The 18,153-nt window shown below is 34.8% G+C and carries 16 protein-coding genes and 1 tRNA gene; 3 read left to right on the top strand and 14 right to left on the bottom strand.

Annotated features, from left to right (window positions below; genetic code table 11):
- Positions 1–372: 372 nt before the first annotated feature.
- Positions 373–1,209: a T9SS type A sorting domain-containing protein gene (locus AC3FI7_RS12525; RefSeq protein ID WP_142723882.1), complete on the top strand. Its 837-nt coding sequence runs from the start codon at positions 373–375 to the stop codon at positions 1,207–1,209.
- Positions 1,210–1,365: 156 nt separating this feature from the next.
- Positions 1,366–2,175 (top strand): lamin tail domain-containing protein, encoded by an 810-nt coding sequence (locus tag AC3FI7_RS12520; RefSeq protein WP_491460235.1) that lies wholly within the window; start codon positions 1,366–1,368, stop codon positions 2,173–2,175.
- A 170-nt stretch (positions 2,176–2,345) separates the two neighbouring features.
- Here AC3FI7_RS12520 and AC3FI7_RS12515 read toward each other — a convergent pair whose 3' ends face one another.
- The 8 genes from AC3FI7_RS12515 to AC3FI7_RS12480 form a co-directional block, all read right to left on the bottom strand.
- Positions 2,346–5,168, bottom strand: a complete 2,823-nt coding sequence (locus AC3FI7_RS12515) for a gluzincin family metallopeptidase (RefSeq protein WP_491460234.1) — start codon at positions 5,166–5,168, stop codon at positions 2,346–2,348.
- A gap of 53 nt (positions 5,169–5,221) precedes the next feature.
- Positions 5,222–6,601, bottom strand: a complete 1,380-nt coding sequence (gene pyrF / locus AC3FI7_RS12510; protein WP_142723884.1) for an orotidine-5'-phosphate decarboxylase — start codon at positions 6,599–6,601, stop codon at positions 5,222–5,224.
- Between the two features lie 121 nt (positions 6,602–6,722).
- On the bottom strand, positions 6,723–7,064 hold the full coding sequence (locus AC3FI7_RS12505; RefSeq protein WP_142723885.1) for a YkvA family protein: 342 nt from the start codon (positions 7,062–7,064) through the stop codon (positions 6,723–6,725).
- An 83-nt stretch (positions 7,065–7,147) separates the two neighbouring features.
- Positions 7,148–7,687, bottom strand: coding sequence for a TlpA family protein disulfide reductase (locus AC3FI7_RS12500; protein ID WP_142723886.1), 540 nt, complete (start codon positions 7,685–7,687; stop codon positions 7,148–7,150).
- Between the two features lie 9 nt (positions 7,688–7,696).
- On the bottom strand, positions 7,697–8,260 hold the full coding sequence (locus AC3FI7_RS12495) for a thioredoxin family protein (RefSeq protein WP_142723887.1): 564 nt from the start codon (positions 8,258–8,260) through the stop codon (positions 7,697–7,699).
- A 17-nt stretch (positions 8,261–8,277) separates the two neighbouring features.
- A complete protein-coding gene (gene aroC, locus AC3FI7_RS12490; RefSeq protein ID WP_491460233.1) occupies positions 8,278–9,348 on the bottom strand; it encodes a chorismate synthase in 1,071 nt (356 codons plus the stop codon).
- A gap of 50 nt (positions 9,349–9,398) precedes the next feature.
- On the bottom strand, positions 9,399–11,033 hold the full coding sequence (locus tag AC3FI7_RS12485) for an LIC_10190 family membrane protein (RefSeq protein ID WP_491460232.1): 1,635 nt from the start codon (positions 11,031–11,033) through the stop codon (positions 9,399–9,401).
- Between the two features lie 60 nt (positions 11,034–11,093).
- The gene (locus AC3FI7_RS12480) at positions 11,094–11,645 is read right to left on the bottom strand and encodes a YMGG-like glycine zipper-containing protein (protein ID WP_343659724.1); all 552 of its coding nucleotides are present in this window, start codon (positions 11,643–11,645) and stop codon (positions 11,094–11,096) included.
- Between the two features lie 341 nt (positions 11,646–11,986).
- On the opposite strand from AC3FI7_RS12480, the gene AC3FI7_RS12475 reads away from it, so the two are divergent.
- The gene (locus AC3FI7_RS12475) at positions 11,987–12,427 is read left to right on the top strand and encodes a hypothetical protein (protein WP_491460231.1); all 441 of its coding nucleotides are present in this window, start codon (positions 11,987–11,989) and stop codon (positions 12,425–12,427) included.
- Between the two features lie 630 nt (positions 12,428–13,057).
- Here AC3FI7_RS12475 and AC3FI7_RS12470 read toward each other — a convergent pair.
- From AC3FI7_RS12470 to thrC, 6 genes are all read right to left on the bottom strand, one after another.
- On the bottom strand, positions 13,058–13,285 hold the full coding sequence (locus tag AC3FI7_RS12470; protein ID WP_142723891.1) for a glutathione synthase: 228 nt from the start codon (positions 13,283–13,285) through the stop codon (positions 13,058–13,060).
- Between the two features lie 1,119 nt (positions 13,286–14,404).
- A tRNA-Cys gene (locus AC3FI7_RS12465) sits at positions 14,405–14,475 on the bottom strand.
- A gap of 58 nt (positions 14,476–14,533) precedes the next feature.
- On the bottom strand, positions 14,534–15,043 hold the full coding sequence (locus AC3FI7_RS12460; RefSeq protein ID WP_491460230.1) for an RDD family protein: 510 nt from the start codon (positions 15,041–15,043) through the stop codon (positions 14,534–14,536).
- Positions 15,044–15,074: 31 nt separating this feature from the next.
- Positions 15,075–16,439 carry a DUF4403 family protein gene (locus tag AC3FI7_RS12455; protein WP_142723893.1) on the bottom strand — a complete coding sequence of 455 codons (1,365 nt, stop codon included), beginning with the start codon at positions 16,437–16,439 and terminating at the stop codon, positions 15,075–15,077.
- Positions 16,440–16,473: 34 nt separating this feature from the next.
- A complete protein-coding gene (gene folB, locus AC3FI7_RS12450) occupies positions 16,474–16,842 on the bottom strand; it encodes a dihydroneopterin aldolase (RefSeq protein WP_142723894.1) in 369 nt (122 codons plus the stop codon).
- 4 nt (positions 16,843–16,846) lie between these two features.
- Positions 16,847–18,151: a threonine synthase gene (thrC, locus tag AC3FI7_RS12445; protein WP_491460229.1), complete on the bottom strand. Its 1,305-nt coding sequence runs from the start codon at positions 18,149–18,151 to the stop codon at positions 16,847–16,849.
- Positions 18,152–18,153: the final 2 nt, after the last annotated feature.

Raw genomic sequence — 18,153 nt, 5'->3', positions numbered from 1 at the left:
TTTCTGTGGTTTCAGATGGATGTAATGCTTTATTTATTGGAAATAATTCTAATGAAGTTATCCTCTCTTTAGTTTATATAAACGGGTACAGATGTTCAGGGCTTCAACTATAAAGTATGTTAGAAACTCAAGAATGTGAAAATAAATTGTCATGGCAGATATGGCTTTTAAGAAGCGCAAATGTTTCTTTAAAAGTTTCTGATTGTAAAGAAGGGGGCTTGTAATATACCCAAAATTATAATTGTAAAACTGTTTCAGAGAAAATTACCGAAAAACAGAATGGCTAATTAACTAATTGTTAAATATATATCACTACTCAGTTTGAATAGCGTTTTTTTTGTAGTTTTACGGAGTATTAAAAAAAATTATTTTATGAAAAAGATCTTTACTATTTTAGGATTGGTGTCAGCAACGGCATTAATGAATGCCCAGATTGTGATTAATGAGATTTATGGAGCTGGTGGTGGAAGTAATTCTGCTATTCTATATAAGTACGACTTTGTAGAATTAAAGAATATTGGATCAACAACTGTTACTTTAACAGGAGCCTATTTACAATATGCATCATCTGGAGGGACTTTCAATGGAGGTAATAGTAATCATGCATTGCCAAGCATTACTTTGGCTCCAGGACAAACCTATCTTCTTCAGGAAGGAAGTGCCGGTACAGCAGGAGGCGATTTGCCTACTCCTGATGCTATTGGAACGATCAATTTGTCAGGATCTGCCGGTAAACTTGCTTTAACTTCTGATAATACTGCACCTACTTCTGCTACGAGTGCTAATGTCATTGACTTTTTAGGATACGGTACAGGTGCTAGTTATTTTGAAGGAACCGGACCTGCGCCTGCACCATCAAATACAACTTCAATTGCAAGACTTGCAGGAGATACTAATAATAACTCTGTAGATTTCACAGCAGGAACACCTACTCCTCAGAATTCAAGTAATGCAACTTTATCTGTCATTGACGCTAAAAACGCAAAAGCAACCAATTTTGTAAAGAATTCTTTCGTTAAAAATAATGAGATCGTTTTCGGATCTGATGTAAAAGACGTAAAAGTTTTCAATATGTTTGGACAGCTTGTAAAAGAAACTTCTGTAAAACAGAACGGAACTGTAAGCGTTGCTGAACTGGCAAAAGGGAACTATATCGTGACAGGTACGGTGAATAACCAGCCGGTTTCTCAAAAGGTTCTTAAAGACTAATCTTTTTGGATGAAAATATATAAACAGCCTCTTCATTGAAGGGGCTGTTTTTTATGGGTTATTTCCTCATTCTTAGATTTTTATATTGCTTTATTTCTTAATTTACTGGTATTATTTTTGATATTTTTATTTCAGTCCATTCCTAAAATAATTACCATGAAAAAAATCTTTGCTCTTGTTGGTCTTACCGTATTATTATCCTTTTCTAAGGCCCAGATCGTGATCAATGAGATCTATGGCGGTAATGCTAACTCCGGGGCTGTATTGAAGAATAATTATATTGTCCTTAAAAATACCGGATCCACTTTGGTTTCTTTAACAGGGGCAAGCATACAGTATGCTCCGGCTATTGGTCCTTTTACGGAATATCATACATTGCCGGATCTGACACTGGGACCTGAAGAAACTTATCTTATTCAGGAATCGGTGATTGAAGGAGGAGTTGAAAGTCTGCCTGCACCAGACTTTATTGCAACTACTGTAACGAATTTTGACGGAACTCCCAACAAATCTTCAGGGTTAAAAATCTCAAATGTATCCGGGAAAATCGCTTTAGCAGGAAATATTGTACAGGTTACAGGACCCTCAGCATCCAATGTGCTGGATTTTGTAGGATATGGATCAAATGCAGATCAGTTTAAAGGCGACGGACCAGCTCCTTCTCCGACTGTAACCACTGCTATCAAAAGAACCTTGGTAGGCAGTAATGATAATATGACAGATTTTTCTCTTGAAGGAAGTGTAAAATCCAATTTTGTGCAAAATCCTTTTATTAAGGATAGTAAAGTTATCTTTGGTACTGAAGTGAAAGATGTGAAAGTATATGATACATTCAGGCAGGTAGTGAAAAAATCACCCACAAAATTAGCTTCAAGTCTTGATATTGCAGAGCTTCCAAAAGGAACATATATTGTCACAGGAACCATTAACAATATTCCCATCTCACAGAAAATTATAAAAGATTAGTTTTAATAAAAAGAACAGCAAATATTTATAAGCTGTTCTTTTATTTTAGACGAAGTGTGGTCTTTTGGAAATTTAATCCACAAAGTTTTCCACAATATTTTTTATTATTGAGGTTGTTAAACTTATATTCATTATTTTTTGTAAAGTTTAAATACCTTTATTAATAAAATTTAATACCAGCCTCTTCTTGCTGCATTAATAATGGAGCCGAGATTAAGAATCAATGTATATCTGATACGCTTTCCATAATCCTTGAATGAAGGCTCAAATCCTAAAGAAGACTGTATCGGAAAATAGATTTCCAGAAAATCAGGAATGATTCTTACCTTAACCCCGGTATCCCATATGAATTTGGCAGGAAGATTTTTATTTTTATAAACCCCGGCATCAGCATACACATGGAATATTTTCCATACACTTGAATCTACGTTGGCAGAAGTGATCCATTGGTTAACACTTCCTGGCAGAAAAGATTTGAATCCGCCGTCTGCCAGTATAAACTGTTGTGAAAGAATTCCGCTGCTGGCGCTTTCCCCCAAAAGGGTATAAGAAAATGAATAGTTGGAAACCCTGGAAATTCCATAGTTGAAAAGGTTGGTCCGGGTATTGTTTCTTAAGAAATATCCTGCAAATAAACGTACGCTGAGCTTTTGTTTGGGAGCAAATTCCCATCTGTAGAATCCTTCAGCAGTTATTTTATTGAAATCTTCCATTCCCTGGGTGCTCAGACTGAAGCTTTTTTCATGGATCATCTGGCTGTCGCTATAGCCATATCCGATGCTCCAGAGATTATATTTGCTGTAGTCATTAGTCGCGATCATCTGAGGACTCAGATCTCTCTCGAAATAATTATAAGAAATCCCGATTCCTCTGCTTACTGTACTTCTCGGATTCTTCCTGAAATTAATAGTGGAAGATAGGGAGGTTTTTCTGTACGCAAGATCATAATCATAGTGAAAATAAGAGCCGGAAGCGCCAAAAGTTAAACTTCTGATAATACTTTCAGCCGGAAGAAAAGAGTAGGAGACTGCAGCAGATCCTGTCAGCTTCCCTGTTCCGGTACTGTAGGTAGGAGTCACTGAATACAGGAATTTCTGGTCAAAGAAAGACTGATTTTTTAGATTCACTCCCAAAAGGAATTTATCGTAGGTATTGTTGAAACGTACTCTTGGGCTGATGTAAATTTCATTGTATTCAGGGTTGGGAATATCTTTTATTAATTTAAGTTTAATTTTTTTTGCATTTGAAAACAGTCCCTTTGCATACAGAAAATTGTCCCGGTAATTGGATTCAGGGAAAATATATCCGTTATTTAAAGTGACTTTATAAATATTTTCTGATGCAGGAAGAGATAAGCTGGTAACATGTTCATTTTCCTGAGTGTCTACCCAGTAATCTTTCTTTTCCCCCTCTCTGGTTTCTGTTTGCAGTTTTACAGGAATGGAAATATCCGTATTTTTTACAATTCTTATTTGCAGAGAATCGTTTTCTTTTCTGATGTTTTTCAATTTAAAATCAACTCTGTTTTTTTGTTTGAAAAAATCAGAAAGATAAGCTGCTGATTTATTTTTTTCAGAGAGGGCCGTCAGAAACTCTTCAGGATTGATTTGTTTTCCGGAGTTCTGAGAAATATATTTTTTTACAATTTCATTGAAGCGGTCATATCCCATTTTATCAGCTGAATAGTTGAAAAGACTTCCGGTTTCAAAGCTGCTGATGGCCATATCATTGAAGTTACTCAAAACAGGAAAGTGCTCATCTATTTTCTGATCAAGATTCTGCAGCATGATATACTGATAGGACAGTCCATAACGATCAAGAAGTTTTACTTTGGAAGCATGGAATAATTTTAAAGGTTTGACTCCGAATATTCTGGTTTCAGGAAGAGTCCCCAAAAGTTTTGTGTCAGCGTAGAATTTTTTGAGATACTGAATTTCCAGATAAGATTTTAAACCATTTTTAAACCAATGATCTTTTTCTTTATCTGCAATTACGCTTTCGTCAAGAATTTTCTTGGCAATAATTCCAAAATAATCCAGATCGGTATTTTCTGTATCAGTAAATAAACGGAATCTGAATTTCCAGAAAGTAATATCATTATTTCCGAAAAAATCTTCTTTGGCTCTGAATTTATCTGAAATAAAAATACTTTTTGGAAGTAATCCGATGCGTTCTTTAAGAAATTTTAATTGTAAAGGAAGGTAAAATTCCAGGTTTTGTTTTTCCTCCGGTTTAAGATTATATCCAAACTTGATGTCGATTTCCTCTCCGTCAACATTGGTTTTTATAGAAGGAAAGCTGGTTGTTGAAACCAAAAATTCAGGATCCGAATCAAGATATCCTTTAAATGAATTCATTTGGATTTGCGGAAGATTACCTTCGACAAAACTATTAACAGGAATATCAAAGTTTACAGTCCAGAAAGTATTGAAACTTACAGGTTCTTCAATATCGTGGTAGTTTCTTCTGGAAATATTGTCCGGATCAAAGTGATCCGGAACAATAAAGAAATATTTTAATATGGTATTCTGAGCGGAGGTTCCGTATCCCGTAAAAGCTCTATCAGGAAGCTGCATCCGATATTGTAACTGCAGCTTAACACTTTCTCCGGGCTTCAATACATTCTTAAGAGGAATGAAAAGATTCTCATCTGAGAGTGTATTGATAGAAACAGCCTCATTTTCAGAATTTTTAATATTCAGTTCGAGGAGTTTTCCCAGCTGATCACTTTTTGCAAAATGTAAATCAGTATTTCTGTCTTCCAGTTTTCTGTAGACTAAAGAGGTCCCCCGTTTATTATAGGCAGAAACCCAGTTCAGGAGTTTTATGGTTTGCAGGTCTTTTCCGGAATGATTGTGATAAACAATTTCCTGGCTGACATCAAGGTTCTTTTTGTCAGGAGACAGTTTAGCTTCAATGTATATACTGTCTGTCTGTGCAGAAACCTGTACAGCTCCCCATAACAAAATAAGACAAATGCTGATCTTTTTCAAATATTCGTGATAAAGTCCAAATATAACTTATTTTGTATATACTTTATAGCATTTTAACCCTGAATTGCTTTTTTTTCCAAAGAATTAATATACGCATTCCATCCCTCAGTCTTATAAGTGATCGCAGATGCTTCAGGATCATTGGATTTGTAAATTCCTCTTCCTACAATAATAAAATCGGTGTGCAATGTTTTGAATACGTGTTCCGGCGTGTTGTACTGCTGTCCTTTACCATCTCCCGAATCTGCAAGGTTTACACCGGGAGTGAATAATAAAAGTTCTTCAGGAAGCTTATTTTGAGAAACACCACCTATTACATTAGGATGAGATAATGCTACTTTCAAAGCTTCTTCACGATAGCTTGCTGTTGTTAATGTTCCTTTGGAAGACATACCAACAATAGCTACCACTCCTACATTATTGAAGCAGTCTAGTGATTCAAAGCCTCCGATCACCTGTGAAGTTACGAAATCTGCCCAGTTGGTAATTTTGAAAACCCCGCTTGTAAACTGAAGTTCCTGTGTATTTCCAATGTCAGCAAATTTTCGGTCTTCCATCAGCAAAAACTGATGTTTTGCGGCAATTGCTTTTAAAGGGATGATTGTTTTTTCATATTCGAAATCAGAAATAATATCGATATGGGTTTTTAAAGCAATAATATGTGGACCCACTTTTTCTGCCAATTCTAATAACTCCTGAGTCGTAGTGACATCTGCAGAAGCGATAAGGTTTGATTTTTTTGCTAAAGCTGTTTCCAGTAATTTTTTTGATACTGAATGTTGTGCTGCCTGAAGTTTCTGCTCATAAGAAGATCTGGTTTCTTCTTCAAACTGAATATGATTTCCCTGAAGGAAGTCCTGGATTCTTTTTACTTCTTCATCTGACAATTCACCGGTTTCCTGAAGAATGCCACATACTTCCGAAATATTAAAAAGAGTGTGTACTCTATATCCTTTGCTTTCCAGTAACTGTTTTCCTCCCTGCTCTCTGTCCAGTACCACAACGATATCTGAAACTTTAAGGTCTTCCTGTTCTATTTCAGGTATCGTTTCCAACAATGATTTTCCTGAAGTGATCACATCCTCTACCAAAAGACAGTTTTGTCCTTTCTGGTAAATGCCTTCAATAAGTTTTTTGGTACCGTAGCTTTTCGCTTCTTTTCTTTTAATAATTAATGGAATATAGCTTTCCAGAGACATTGCAGTCGCCATAGGAAGAGCGGCATAAGGAACTCCACAGATTAAATCAAAATTATCTAACGGAAGCATTTCCAATAAATAATTAGCAAGATTTTTTAAAATTTTAGGATCTGAAGCCAAAGGTCTCAGGTCTACATAAAAAGGACTTTCAATACCGCTTTTCAGGGTAAACCTTCCGAATTTGATGATGCCTAGTTTGTAGCACTCTAAGAAGAATTCTTTTTTACTTTCCATTATTTTTTATTAGATGTTGCAAATTTAAGGAATTGAAATAAGGCTTAAAAATTTATCGGTCATTTGTAAATAAAAAACCATCCCGGATGTACCGGGATGGTGTGGAAAATATAATAAACTATTATTTTACGATTTCAGCATCAATAACTTGAGTACCTCTGTATTTTTGTTCAGCTTCCCAGAGTAAAAATTTGTCAACCTCTTTGATAAGTTTAGGAATCGTCAGTGAAAGTACTGCCAGATCGTCCATCACTCCAAGCACCGGTATGGCAAATTCAGGAAGCAGATCAATGGGGGAGATGACATATAAAATACCCAGTAAAGGAAGAATAATGTCTATGGATTTCATTGGATAGATCCCTTTTCTCCACATTTTGACCATTCTGAAAATATCTGGAATCTTTTTTACAAACCCCTTGTGATTGATGGCTTCTTTTGCAAGATTTAATTTTGAATATTTCATTTTGTGTTTGGATTTAATAAATTTTTCAACGGTATAAATTTCACAAATCCTGTACCAACAAATTATAAAATTTAGTTAAAATATTATTTGATAATATTGTCAATGAACTGATGTACAGTCTCTGTGTTCCAGTCTTTTGTAGCATCTTCTTTAATGAGGATTCTTCCGTGCTTGTCCAAAAGGAAAGTGGTAGGGAATACTTTTGGAAGAATCTTCTCAGAAATTGGACTTTGGGCAATATATACAGGAACGGTATAGTTGTTTTCTTTCAAAAATTTCCTTACATCCTCTTCTTTGTCATTCATAGCGATCAATACAAAATCTACATGATCTTTTCTGGAGTCATACAGCTTCTGGATAGAGGGCCATTCTTTTCTGCATGGCGGGCACCATGTTCCCCAAAAGTTAAGGAAAATACCTTTGTCTTTAAAGTTTTTAAGGTTGGTGCTGGGCGCATTGATTCCCTTAAGCTCTATATCGTAATCTTCATCAGTGATGTGGACCGCATTTTCAATGGTGGCAACCGGAAAGAAAGTGTCCTTCAGAAAATTTCTTACTCCCGGTATCAACGCAATACCTGCGATAATGACGATCAATACAAGATAAATGACGTTTTTTTTCATGTTTCTTTTTTATAGAAGATCTAAAATTTCCTGAACTGCGTCTTTACCTCTGTTTTTGGCATAATATATCTGCAGGTCATTATAGAAAGTGTCTTTTGGGTACGCTTCAGGATCCGCTTTATATTTCATTAAAAGCTCATATCCATATTTTGGGCGCGGTCCCCATGAATTTTTTACATTCAGATCTTTATCGAGGATCAGCACTTTAGGAATAGATTCTGTACCATTGGTCAGGAACTGATTGATTAAGCTTTTATCACTGTCTCTAAGGAAAACCCTTACTTCATTGTGGCCTTCAAAAAATCTGAAAACAGCAGGAACTGTTGCACTGGCATCTCCGCACCATGCCTCGGAAATAATTAAAATCTTTCCGTCAAATTTTTTGGCAGCAAGTTCTTTCAGCTGATCTTCATCCGGAACATATTTTTTTACCGTTCTGTCCATTCTCTGAAGACCCAGTTCATAATATTGTTTATAATCAGCTTCCTGTTGATTGGAAGGATTTTCTAATCTTTCTTTTGCAATCTGAAGATATTCTTCAAATGAAATTCCTTTATCCCAGTAATTTTTCATTACCAAAAATATTTATGTTAAAAATTATTGATATTTCTTGTTTTGTTGATCAGAAACAGATCTGCCAGTACAAAAGCAGCAAGGCTTTCTACCACAGGAACCGCCCTTGGAACTACACATGGATCGTGACGTCCTTTTCCTTCTACCACCACAGGATTTCCATCTTTATCAATACTGTCCTGAGGTCTCAAAATAGTTGCCACAGGTTTGAAAGCCACACGGAAATAAATATCCATTCCGTTGGAAATTCCACCCTGAATACCACCTGAAAGGTTCGATTTAGTAGTGAAATCTGTATTGAAAGCATCATTGTGCTCTTTTCCTGTCATTTTAGCTCCGCAGAAACCGCTTCCATATTCAAAACCCTTGCAGGCATTGATATTCAGCATTGCCTTGGCCAGTTCAGCCTGAAGTTTTGAGAATATAGGTTCCCCAATTCCTACAGGAACATTTTTGATGACACATGTAATAGTTCCTCCAATGGTATTTCCTTCTTTTTTGATCTCTTTGATTTTCGCAATCATTTTTTCTGCTGTCTCAGCATCTGGGCAGCGAACATCATTGTTTTCCGTTTGAGAAAAATCTAAAGCCTGATAAGGTTTCTCACAGAAAATATCACCTACAGAAGAAACGTATGCGTTGATCTCAATGTCAGGTAAAAGCTGCTTGGCAAGAGCTCCTGCCACTACCCAGTTCATGGTTTCTCTGGCAGAAGATTTTCCACCACCACGATGATCTCTGAAACCAAATTTCTGATCATAAGTAAAATCAGCATGACTTGGACGATACGCTCCAGCGATATGGTCATAATCTTTTGATTTCTGATTTTCGTTTTCAATGATAAAACCAATTGGGGTACCTGTTGTTTTTCCATCAAAGATTCCTGAAAGAAACTTTACAGTGTCGCTTTCTTTTCTTTGCGTAACGATTGCTGACTGGCCCGGTTTTCTTCGGTTCAGTTCGTACTGAACTTTATCGAGATCTACCGTTAAACCTGCCGGAAAATTATTGATGATACCGCCATAAGCCACTCCGTGACTTTCTCCAAATGTTGTAAGACTAAGAAGATTACCTAATGTGTTGAACATGATACAAAAATACCTATTTTTCTTCAGATAATAAAGTTTCCGGATTTGTTCTATTTATCAGTGCTTTTGATATTATTGATAACATTTTGAGCTTCTTTTTTTTCTTCTGCGGTCATTTTTTTCCAGATAATTCCTTTTTTTATATCATTTTTATCAGAAAGTTGTGGAAAAATGCCTGCTTTTACATCATCAAAAATATAAAAAGGAGTGACAGCTGGAATAGGAGTATCAAAACTGTAGGGATAATTATATGAAACATTAAATTTAAAATTCCCGACTTTAAATGTATTGAACTGGTGGTAGTGGTAAGTGGATGGCCTGTAAAGCTGCTCTTTTTCAAATCCTGTCATAAAACTTCCCATACGGAAGCTTGGAATGGATCTTTGAATGATTTCTGGAAAAGATAAAATTGAAATAAAAAATAGGCTGAGCACCGAAAAAACAACAATGGATTTCTTTTGATTGAAATATTCATGAAACAGAACAAAGAATATTACAAAAAAAACGTCGAGAAAAAATCTGTATTGGGCTGAAAAAATAAGTACCAATATGCTCTTTGTCCATAATGCAATACAAATGAAGGTGATGAGTTTTCTTTTTTTTACTCCGGCAAATATTGTGAAAATAACCAGGCTCAGAATAAAAAGAATATTAATTTTTGATTTAATTCCATCAAGAGATAACCAGTTTAAAATATAACCTGCTGTTGAAAACTTTTGAATTTCTTCATAAGAGTATTGCATGTCATATGTTTTCATTACAGCAAATTGTGATGATGTTTTTAAAACTTCAGGATTGGGTTTCCAGGGCAGTCCCAGATCACCTATTGCAACAGGAAAGACCGGATACCCGAATGTCCAGATATTTTTAATGAAGAATACAAAGAGAATTAAAAATCCTGAAAGCAAATGTTTAAGGCCAGATTTTAAAATAAAAACAGTGTGTAATAGAACGAGGATTGGCAGCCATATCATGGTAGGCTTTACGGCAAAAACAAATACAGCAAAGACAAAAAGGAGAGAGGTGTTTTTATTTCCGGATATCAGTTCATCCAAAATAATCAATGAAAAAATAATAACGGGAAGATCAGGGCTTGGAGATTGTGAAAACAACAGCAATACCGGAAGAAAACAAAGATGTATCCATCTCTTTCTTTCAACAGTATAAAGGATATAGATAATCAGCAATACTGTATTGATCCTTAAAAACGGATCTGAAAAGTTTGAAAACCCAGCCTGGAAAATATGCCAGACAGACATTTGTCCTAATGTAAGATCTATATTTGAGATTCCTTTTACCAGACCATATTCTGTAAGCCATTTAATGGTAGGAACATAATATCCGAAATGATCTAATATATAAGGATAAAACGAACCTGTGAACAGGATAATCAATACAGTGAAGCTGATGAGCAATGTATCTTTTTTTGAAAAGTGATAAAGCTTTTGATAGAGTTTATTTTTTAAAAAAAAGAATAATCCTAGAAGTATAGAAACTGTTTCTGCATAAATATCTAAAGGCATAAAAAAAGAAAAAACAGTCCATATTAAGCTTATTCCAACGATCCCGGACAGAATTTTCCCGGAGATTCCCTGAAATAAAAATCCCGATAGATTTTCCATAATTTCTCCCCATCCGATTAAGACAGGGATGATGAAAAGTGAAGAAAACAGAATCAGTAACATAAAAAAAGATTGCTTAAAAATAAGCAATCTTTATTTTATATTGTACGGTTAAATTATTTATTAACGAGGCTGTACTCTTCCATCTTTTCTGTCCTGTGATCTACCAATAGTATATCCTGTAGCACCTCCTACAACACCACCGATTACAGCACCCAATCCTCTGTTTTTCTTAGCAACCAGGGCTCCTACAGCGGCACCGCCTACAGTACCAATGACAGTTCCCTTGGCAGCCTTACTCCATCCTTTTTTCTGAGTAGTTCCCTGTGAAGTACCACTTCCGTTATTGGCATAGCTTCCGTTACTGCTTCCTCCAGAGGAATTTGAGCTCCTGTCTCTGTATATTGTTCTTGTTTCTCTAATAACTCTTGGTTTTGAATTACTTTCAGCTGCAGCTCTTGCTTTTTTGCTTTCTGATATACTGTCTGCTTTTTTCTGAGCTTCGTATACCATTTTTTCCTTTTCAATAGCCAGTTTCTGCTTTTCTATTTCAAGTTGTCTGGCCTGAAATTCAAGTTTTTGCTCTTCCAGTGACTTTTCGGCTGTTCTGTCATCTTTCTTGCAGGCTGTCATCAAAAATACAGATAAAAAACCTGCTAATATTATCTTTTTCATAATTCAAATTTTATAAACTAAACCAAAGTAACTTTGATTTTAGTTTATTTTCAATTATGAAGCCAAATTTTAGTTAATAAATGTTAAAGTTGAAAATGGAAAAGTGAAATAATTTTGGATTCTATTGAATTTTGCACTGTAGATAAGGAATTTTGAATGATTTAATATATATTTTTATAGTAATAATTTTTTGTTCCCATCAAGTTAAATTTTCCATCAGAATTCATTAGCATTTCAGATCCTTCAATGTTTTTTTAAGTATTTGTAAGTTTTATTTCACTCAAAATTTTTATTGAATTCATATAAGTTGACTATTTTTGAACACCAAATTACTTTTTAACATGAAAAAAACAATTTTTACAGTATCAGCGTTTATTGGATTGCTGACTGTTACCACATCGTTTTCCTTCACGGAAATAAAAAAAAATAACAATAACTGCTCAGAAGTTTCTGACAGAATGCCGGAAACTCAGACTTATAAAATCCGTTATGGGCTTCTTTCAAAAAGCGGAACAAAAATTCTTTCGGGAAATTATGATGTCGGCAGTTTTCTTGCTGAAAATATGGCTACCGGAGAAGTATATGATACGTATTATGGAGGTGGTTTTCAGTCTGTTCCACAGTATTATGACGGTCTTCCTGCCGGAACCTATACGTTTTCTGCGATGCAGGGACAGGGAGGCTGGGTAGGTTATGGAACGGTAGTTGCTACTGTTTCAGATGCTCAGGTAGATTCAGATGGGTATATTACCGTGTATATTCCTATTATTTGGGAGGAATAACCTTGCGGGCAAAGAAATATTTAACTAAATTTACCCATTCCAGAAATGAAGATTTTTTTATTATTAAATAATTTTTTTGGATTTTATTTTATTTAATCAATTTTTTATATTGAATAAAAACTAATAGAACGCCGGGATAGTTTAAATTATTTATATTTTGTAATCTTCAGGATAGTTTGATTCTTATAGAAGTATTCATTCTCTTATTCCATATTATTATATCTTATTTTTCGATCCGAGAAATATTATAATAGGGTTGTATTGAATGATTCTGCAATATTCTGTTTGGATTTTTCTAAATAGATTTTTTTCATCATTTGTGTTTTTTAGGCCTCCGTCAGGAGGCCGTTTCTTTTTCATGAGCTGCGTTTGCTGCTTTTTATTCAGCATTTATAATAAATTGAGAATAACTTTTCGTGCTATTTTATCGATGAACCAAAGAAATACTTATTGAAAAGAAACAATAATTTTATGACTGTACTCATAAAATTAAAAAAAAGACTGATATAACTTTGACGTTAGAATTAATAGATAAAATAATTTTTATCTCTGATATAAAATTTTTTTTCATCATTTGTGTTTTTTGAGGCCTCCATTTTTGGGGGCTTTTTGATATGTTGAGCTGATGTGTCATACATCAAAAAGAATTCTGCCGTCAAAAGGAGTATCCCAGATGATCAAAATTTTATCATTTGATTTTCGTAAAGGAGTCTGAATGATTTCATAGCTTCCCTTTTCAGTCAGTTTTTCTACGATAAGATTAGATCCTACACCTATTTCGCTTATCGTGTATTCCAGCTGATATTCTTTCTCACCGGACTTTTTAAAGTCTTTTTTACTGAAAATTCTTTGCGCCATGATGATTAAATTTTAAGTTATTTGATTTAAATAAAGAATAAATTATGCCAATTTGTTTTTTTGTGATATTTTTGGAGCAGACAATAAAGCATATAAAATTTTTATTGACTGAATATCAATTTTATTTTATTAAAATGTAAATTATTTTATTTTTAATAATTTTGCCCAGATGTTAGATTTATTTGAATTAATTATAAACAATTATAATTGGCTTTTTAAAGCTTCAATTAAATCGGTTTAAAATGCTGAATTGATCAATGTCGTGTCATAATTTTTTTTTCCAATTATTGGCATTCTTGGCACGATTTTTCAATATAGAAATGTAACTCATGTTTAATTTGAGTTTTCATGGTTATTAGTTTTTATCCTCGGAATTTCCGGGGATTTTTTTTTGACCTTATATGACGGTGCTCATAAATAGCATGTTTATACATCCTTATCTTTGGATGAGATAATTTTCTATCTACCATTACTTTTTGCATTATTTATTTAGCTCTTCCAATTACAGAAGAGCTTGTTTTTTTATACATGACAAATAATATAAAGATTAGGGAGGTGACTTATTAAATAAAAAATCACTCAGAAAAGGGAATGGCAGAGTGAAAAAGTGATTTAATAACCGAGCGTTATGATCCATTCTTTATCCAATAAGAATCTGAGGAAGATTATAATGCCGTCAGTACACTTCTTGTTTAAAATTAATTCAATAGAGAGTTATTCTCTTTCTGTTTCTTTGATCCATCTTTTAACAGTGTTTTTTATTAGCTTGTAAAAGCCATAAATGCTAGAGAAGATGATTAACAGTAATACAATTGCTGAAATTATAATATGTGTTGAGGATATTGCTAAAAACATGGTTATTATTATAGAATATGATTTTTCTACAAATATAAAGATATCTATATAGATCAGTGGATTGCTGTTGCGTTTTCATATGAATGTATAATAAGTTATTGGAAATGTTTCCTGTTTATGAAGTAAAAAGTACTACACGAAGAAGTAGTGCTAAGATTAAGTAAGCTACCAAGACACAAAAAATAGGGGATCAGTCTCAAAAGCTGGGGCTTGGCTTCGTTAGCAAAAACAAAAAACCTCTAAGTTAACTTAGAGGTTTTTTTGAGGTACCTAGCGGATTCGAACCGCTGTAGATGGTGTTGCAGACCACTGCCTAGCCGCTCGGCCAAAGTACCATTTTTACCATTTTTGAGGTGTGCAAATATAGTAAAAATTCTTTATGAACAAAAGTTTTTAAGCAATTTCTTTCGTTCCCAGAGCCTCAATTTCGCTTTTTGCTTGAATTTCAGCCTGATAATTTTTGATGTTAATTACCCGTGTTTCGCTCCATTTATCATGCCAGCCGTTTTCACCCAAAAAAGAAAGTACATCAAAAGGAACCAATCTGGAAATATTCCGGATAAAATAATCATTGAAAGTAGGTTGAGTGCCATCTATACAAACGACTTTACTTCCTGTAATATACTTGCCGATAGTCCTTCCTTTGGTAAAGTATTCCATCAGAAGTGCATAAGTGAAATATACTATAGAGGTAATCAGTATATCCCAAAATCTATTTACTTGTGACAGTTTCATAGTGATATTGAGAAAAAGATCACTTCCTGTTACATTAAATATTAGGGCTGAAATTGCTCCAAAAGCAATAAAAATAAGCAGGATAATGATTCTGTCAATAATAAGATTAGCCAATCTTGTCAACTTCTGAGCTCGGTTTCGATCTACAGTTATTAAATATTTTCTCATGGTCGGTTATTAGTTTTGTTTTTTTGAAATTTTAAAATCCGTTAACAAGTAATTTTAATGAAGCGTTTGTGTCAATAACGGCTGTGATTCCTGTATTGCTGAGCAGGATTTTGCTGGGCTTAAGATTGAAAACCTTTCCATTCATTTTTAATCCTTTATAATATTCTTTGTTAAAGGCTTCTTCAATACTTTTTCTTGAAGTTTCTTCCAGTTCCTGAGTTGGAATGCCATATTCTTCCTCAATCATTTTTACAATTTTCCCCTGGAATAAAAGAGATGCCGTTTTCTGTAAAATATTGGTTGTTTTCAGTTTAAACTTAGTTTCTGATAAAACAATTTTTCTTTTCGTTTCATCATACACCGGAATTCCTGAAATAATGGAAGTCCCTTTTATATAACCTTCAGTCTGTGCTTCAATGACCACTCTGTTATCCACACCATAGACTCTGATATCTGTTACTTTCACTTTAGAGTCGCGCACATCAAATTCTTTGTTTAAAAAGGTTTTTCTTGCCATGTTGCTTGCCTCTGTAAAAGGAATATTGGCGGTGGTCTGTAAAATAAATCTGTCTGCAACGGTAGGCGTTGTGTTGAAATTGGCAACGCTGGTTACCGGTGAAGAGGCTGCAGGCTTATTTCCTGTAAACGTTTCGGAAAAAATGTCAACACCAAGCGTGGCATTGATCTGATTTCCGTAAAATTTCAAAGGGGTAATATTGACCCCCACCGGACTTACTTTCAGCCACGTATTGTATTCTTCGGAAATATTGAAGGGCTGCAGAAAAGTATTCCACGCCATTAGGGCATACTGCTGGAAGTTCAGTTGTGTAGCCATCTGCTGATCTATTGTTTTGCAGAATTTTTCCTGTTGCTCCTTGAGGCTTTTTTCAACGATAGAAGTAATCGGGATCTGTATTCTTCCATAATCCAGCACAGGTTTGGTTACCCATCTGAAACCATTAGGCTGGGTATTGGTAATAATAGTCCAGTTGTTTTTAAAAGTAACCGTTGTATTGAATGACATGACGGTTTCAAAAGTGGTATTCTGATAGGTGTAGACCCCCAATGTTCCGATTCCTTTTTCTGCCCATATTTTTAATGGAACTTCAATCAACAGATTCTGGTTTGTTCCACCTACAAGACGGATAGGTCTTGTTTTCCATACTTTTACTTTAAACTGATCATTGTTATTGTCTGTATAGGAATCATCCTGGTAAATGAGATCTTTCACAGAAGCATTGATCATATTGCTTAATTCCGAAAGAGGAATGGTCACAGGCATTGTGATACTGGACTTTATCTTTGGGAAATTATAAGCTGCCAACTGATTATCAGCACCGGTCTGGCCAAAAGCGCTGATTCCGGCTACTAAAAATAATATTTTAACGAATTTCAATTTGTATGTTTTTTAATCAACGAAAATAGGAATTTTAATTTTCCGGTTTAAAGCTTTTTTCCAACTCAATGCTGGCCCCTTTCATTTCTCCCTGCATTGGTGGAGCTGTTTTAGTAATTTTTAATTTGATATAATCGACCTGTGGAAAACTGTTGTGGATCTTTGCGATAATTCTTCCACCCACATGTTCCAGCAATTTGGATTTTATTTTCATTTCGCTGTGAAGGATATCGTTGATGTCTGCATAGCTTATGGTGTCATGCAAATCATCAGATTCAGCAGCTTTCCACAGGTCGGTATGAAGTTCTGTGTTCAGAATATAATACGTTCCGATAATGTTTTCTTCAGGAAGCACACCATGGTATGCATATATTCTTACATCTTCAAGATATATTTTGCTCATTGTTTCAGATTTTATGAAGCAAAAATCGTCTTAATTCTTCAAAATCTGAATGTATTTCTACAGTTTTTTTCTCCTTTTTCATAAGCTCATTCAGTGAGTCCGGAATTTCAATCTGTGTATGGATTGATTTTTCCACTGCATCCGGGAATTTTACCGGGTGAGCAGTACCCAGAATAAATCCTTTTTGCTCTGGATTTTCCTGCAGATATTTTTCCGTTGCAGCAAAAGCAACGGCGCTGTGGGGTTCCAGAATATATCCATATTTCTCATAAACTTCTCTAATGGTACTCATGGTTTGATCATCAGCAATGGAATAAGCAGATATTTTATTTTTTAAAGTTTCAAATTGGTATCCGAAAAGTTCCAGAATTCTCACAAAATTACTTGGATCTCCCACATCCATAGCATTGGATAGAGTAGCAACTGCTTTTTGTGGCTGGTAATTTTGGGTTTTAAAATAATCTGGAATTACATGATTGGCATTACAGGCCGCAACAAAATGACTGGCAGGTAATCCTCTGAAGTAGGCCAGCAGCCCGGCGCAGATATTTCCGAAATTTCCACTTGGAACACCGATTACGGGTTTTTCATTATGATGTTGAATCCACTGTTTCAATGCTATTAAATAATATATCTGTTGAGGAAGCCATCTTGCGACATTGATTGAATTGGCAGACGTCAAAAATAAGTGACTGTTAATTGTTGGGTCGGAAAAAGCCTGCTTAACAAGGTTCTGGCAATCATCAAAACTGCCATTTACTTCCAGTGCAGAAATATTTTCTCCCAATGCTGTCAGCTGTTTCTCCTGAACCGGGCTTACCCTGTTTTTCGGATAAAGAATGACCACATTGATTTGTGGGATTTTATAAAATCCGTGAGCAACAGCTCCTCCTGTATCTCCGGAAGTAGCTACAAGAACAGTGACCTTTTTCTGCTCATCCTTTAGAAAATAAGACAGACAGCGGCTCATAAATCTGGCGCCAATATCTTTAAAGGCAAGGGTAGGACCATGAAACAGCTCCAATATGGAGATCTGGTCATTGATCTTTACTAATGGAATCTCAAAACTGACCGTTTCTGTTACAATTTCTTTGAGTATTTCTGATGGAATCTCATCTCCAACAAAGCCTTTCATGCATTTGAATGCAATTTCTTCATTGGAATATTGGTGGAGATTTTGAATAAATTCTTCATCAAATTGAGGAATGCTTTCGGGAAAAAACAATCCTTTTTCCTTTCCCTGTCCTTTTATTGTTGCTTCTCTGAAATTTATTTTTTCCAGATGATCTTTCAAGTTATAATATTTCATTT

The sequence above is a fragment of the Chryseobacterium sp. TQ-BC-N36 genome, from assembly GCF_058382295.1.
Note: the sequence above shows the minus strand (reverse complement) of the source record. Positions and strands in the feature narration are given on the sequence as shown.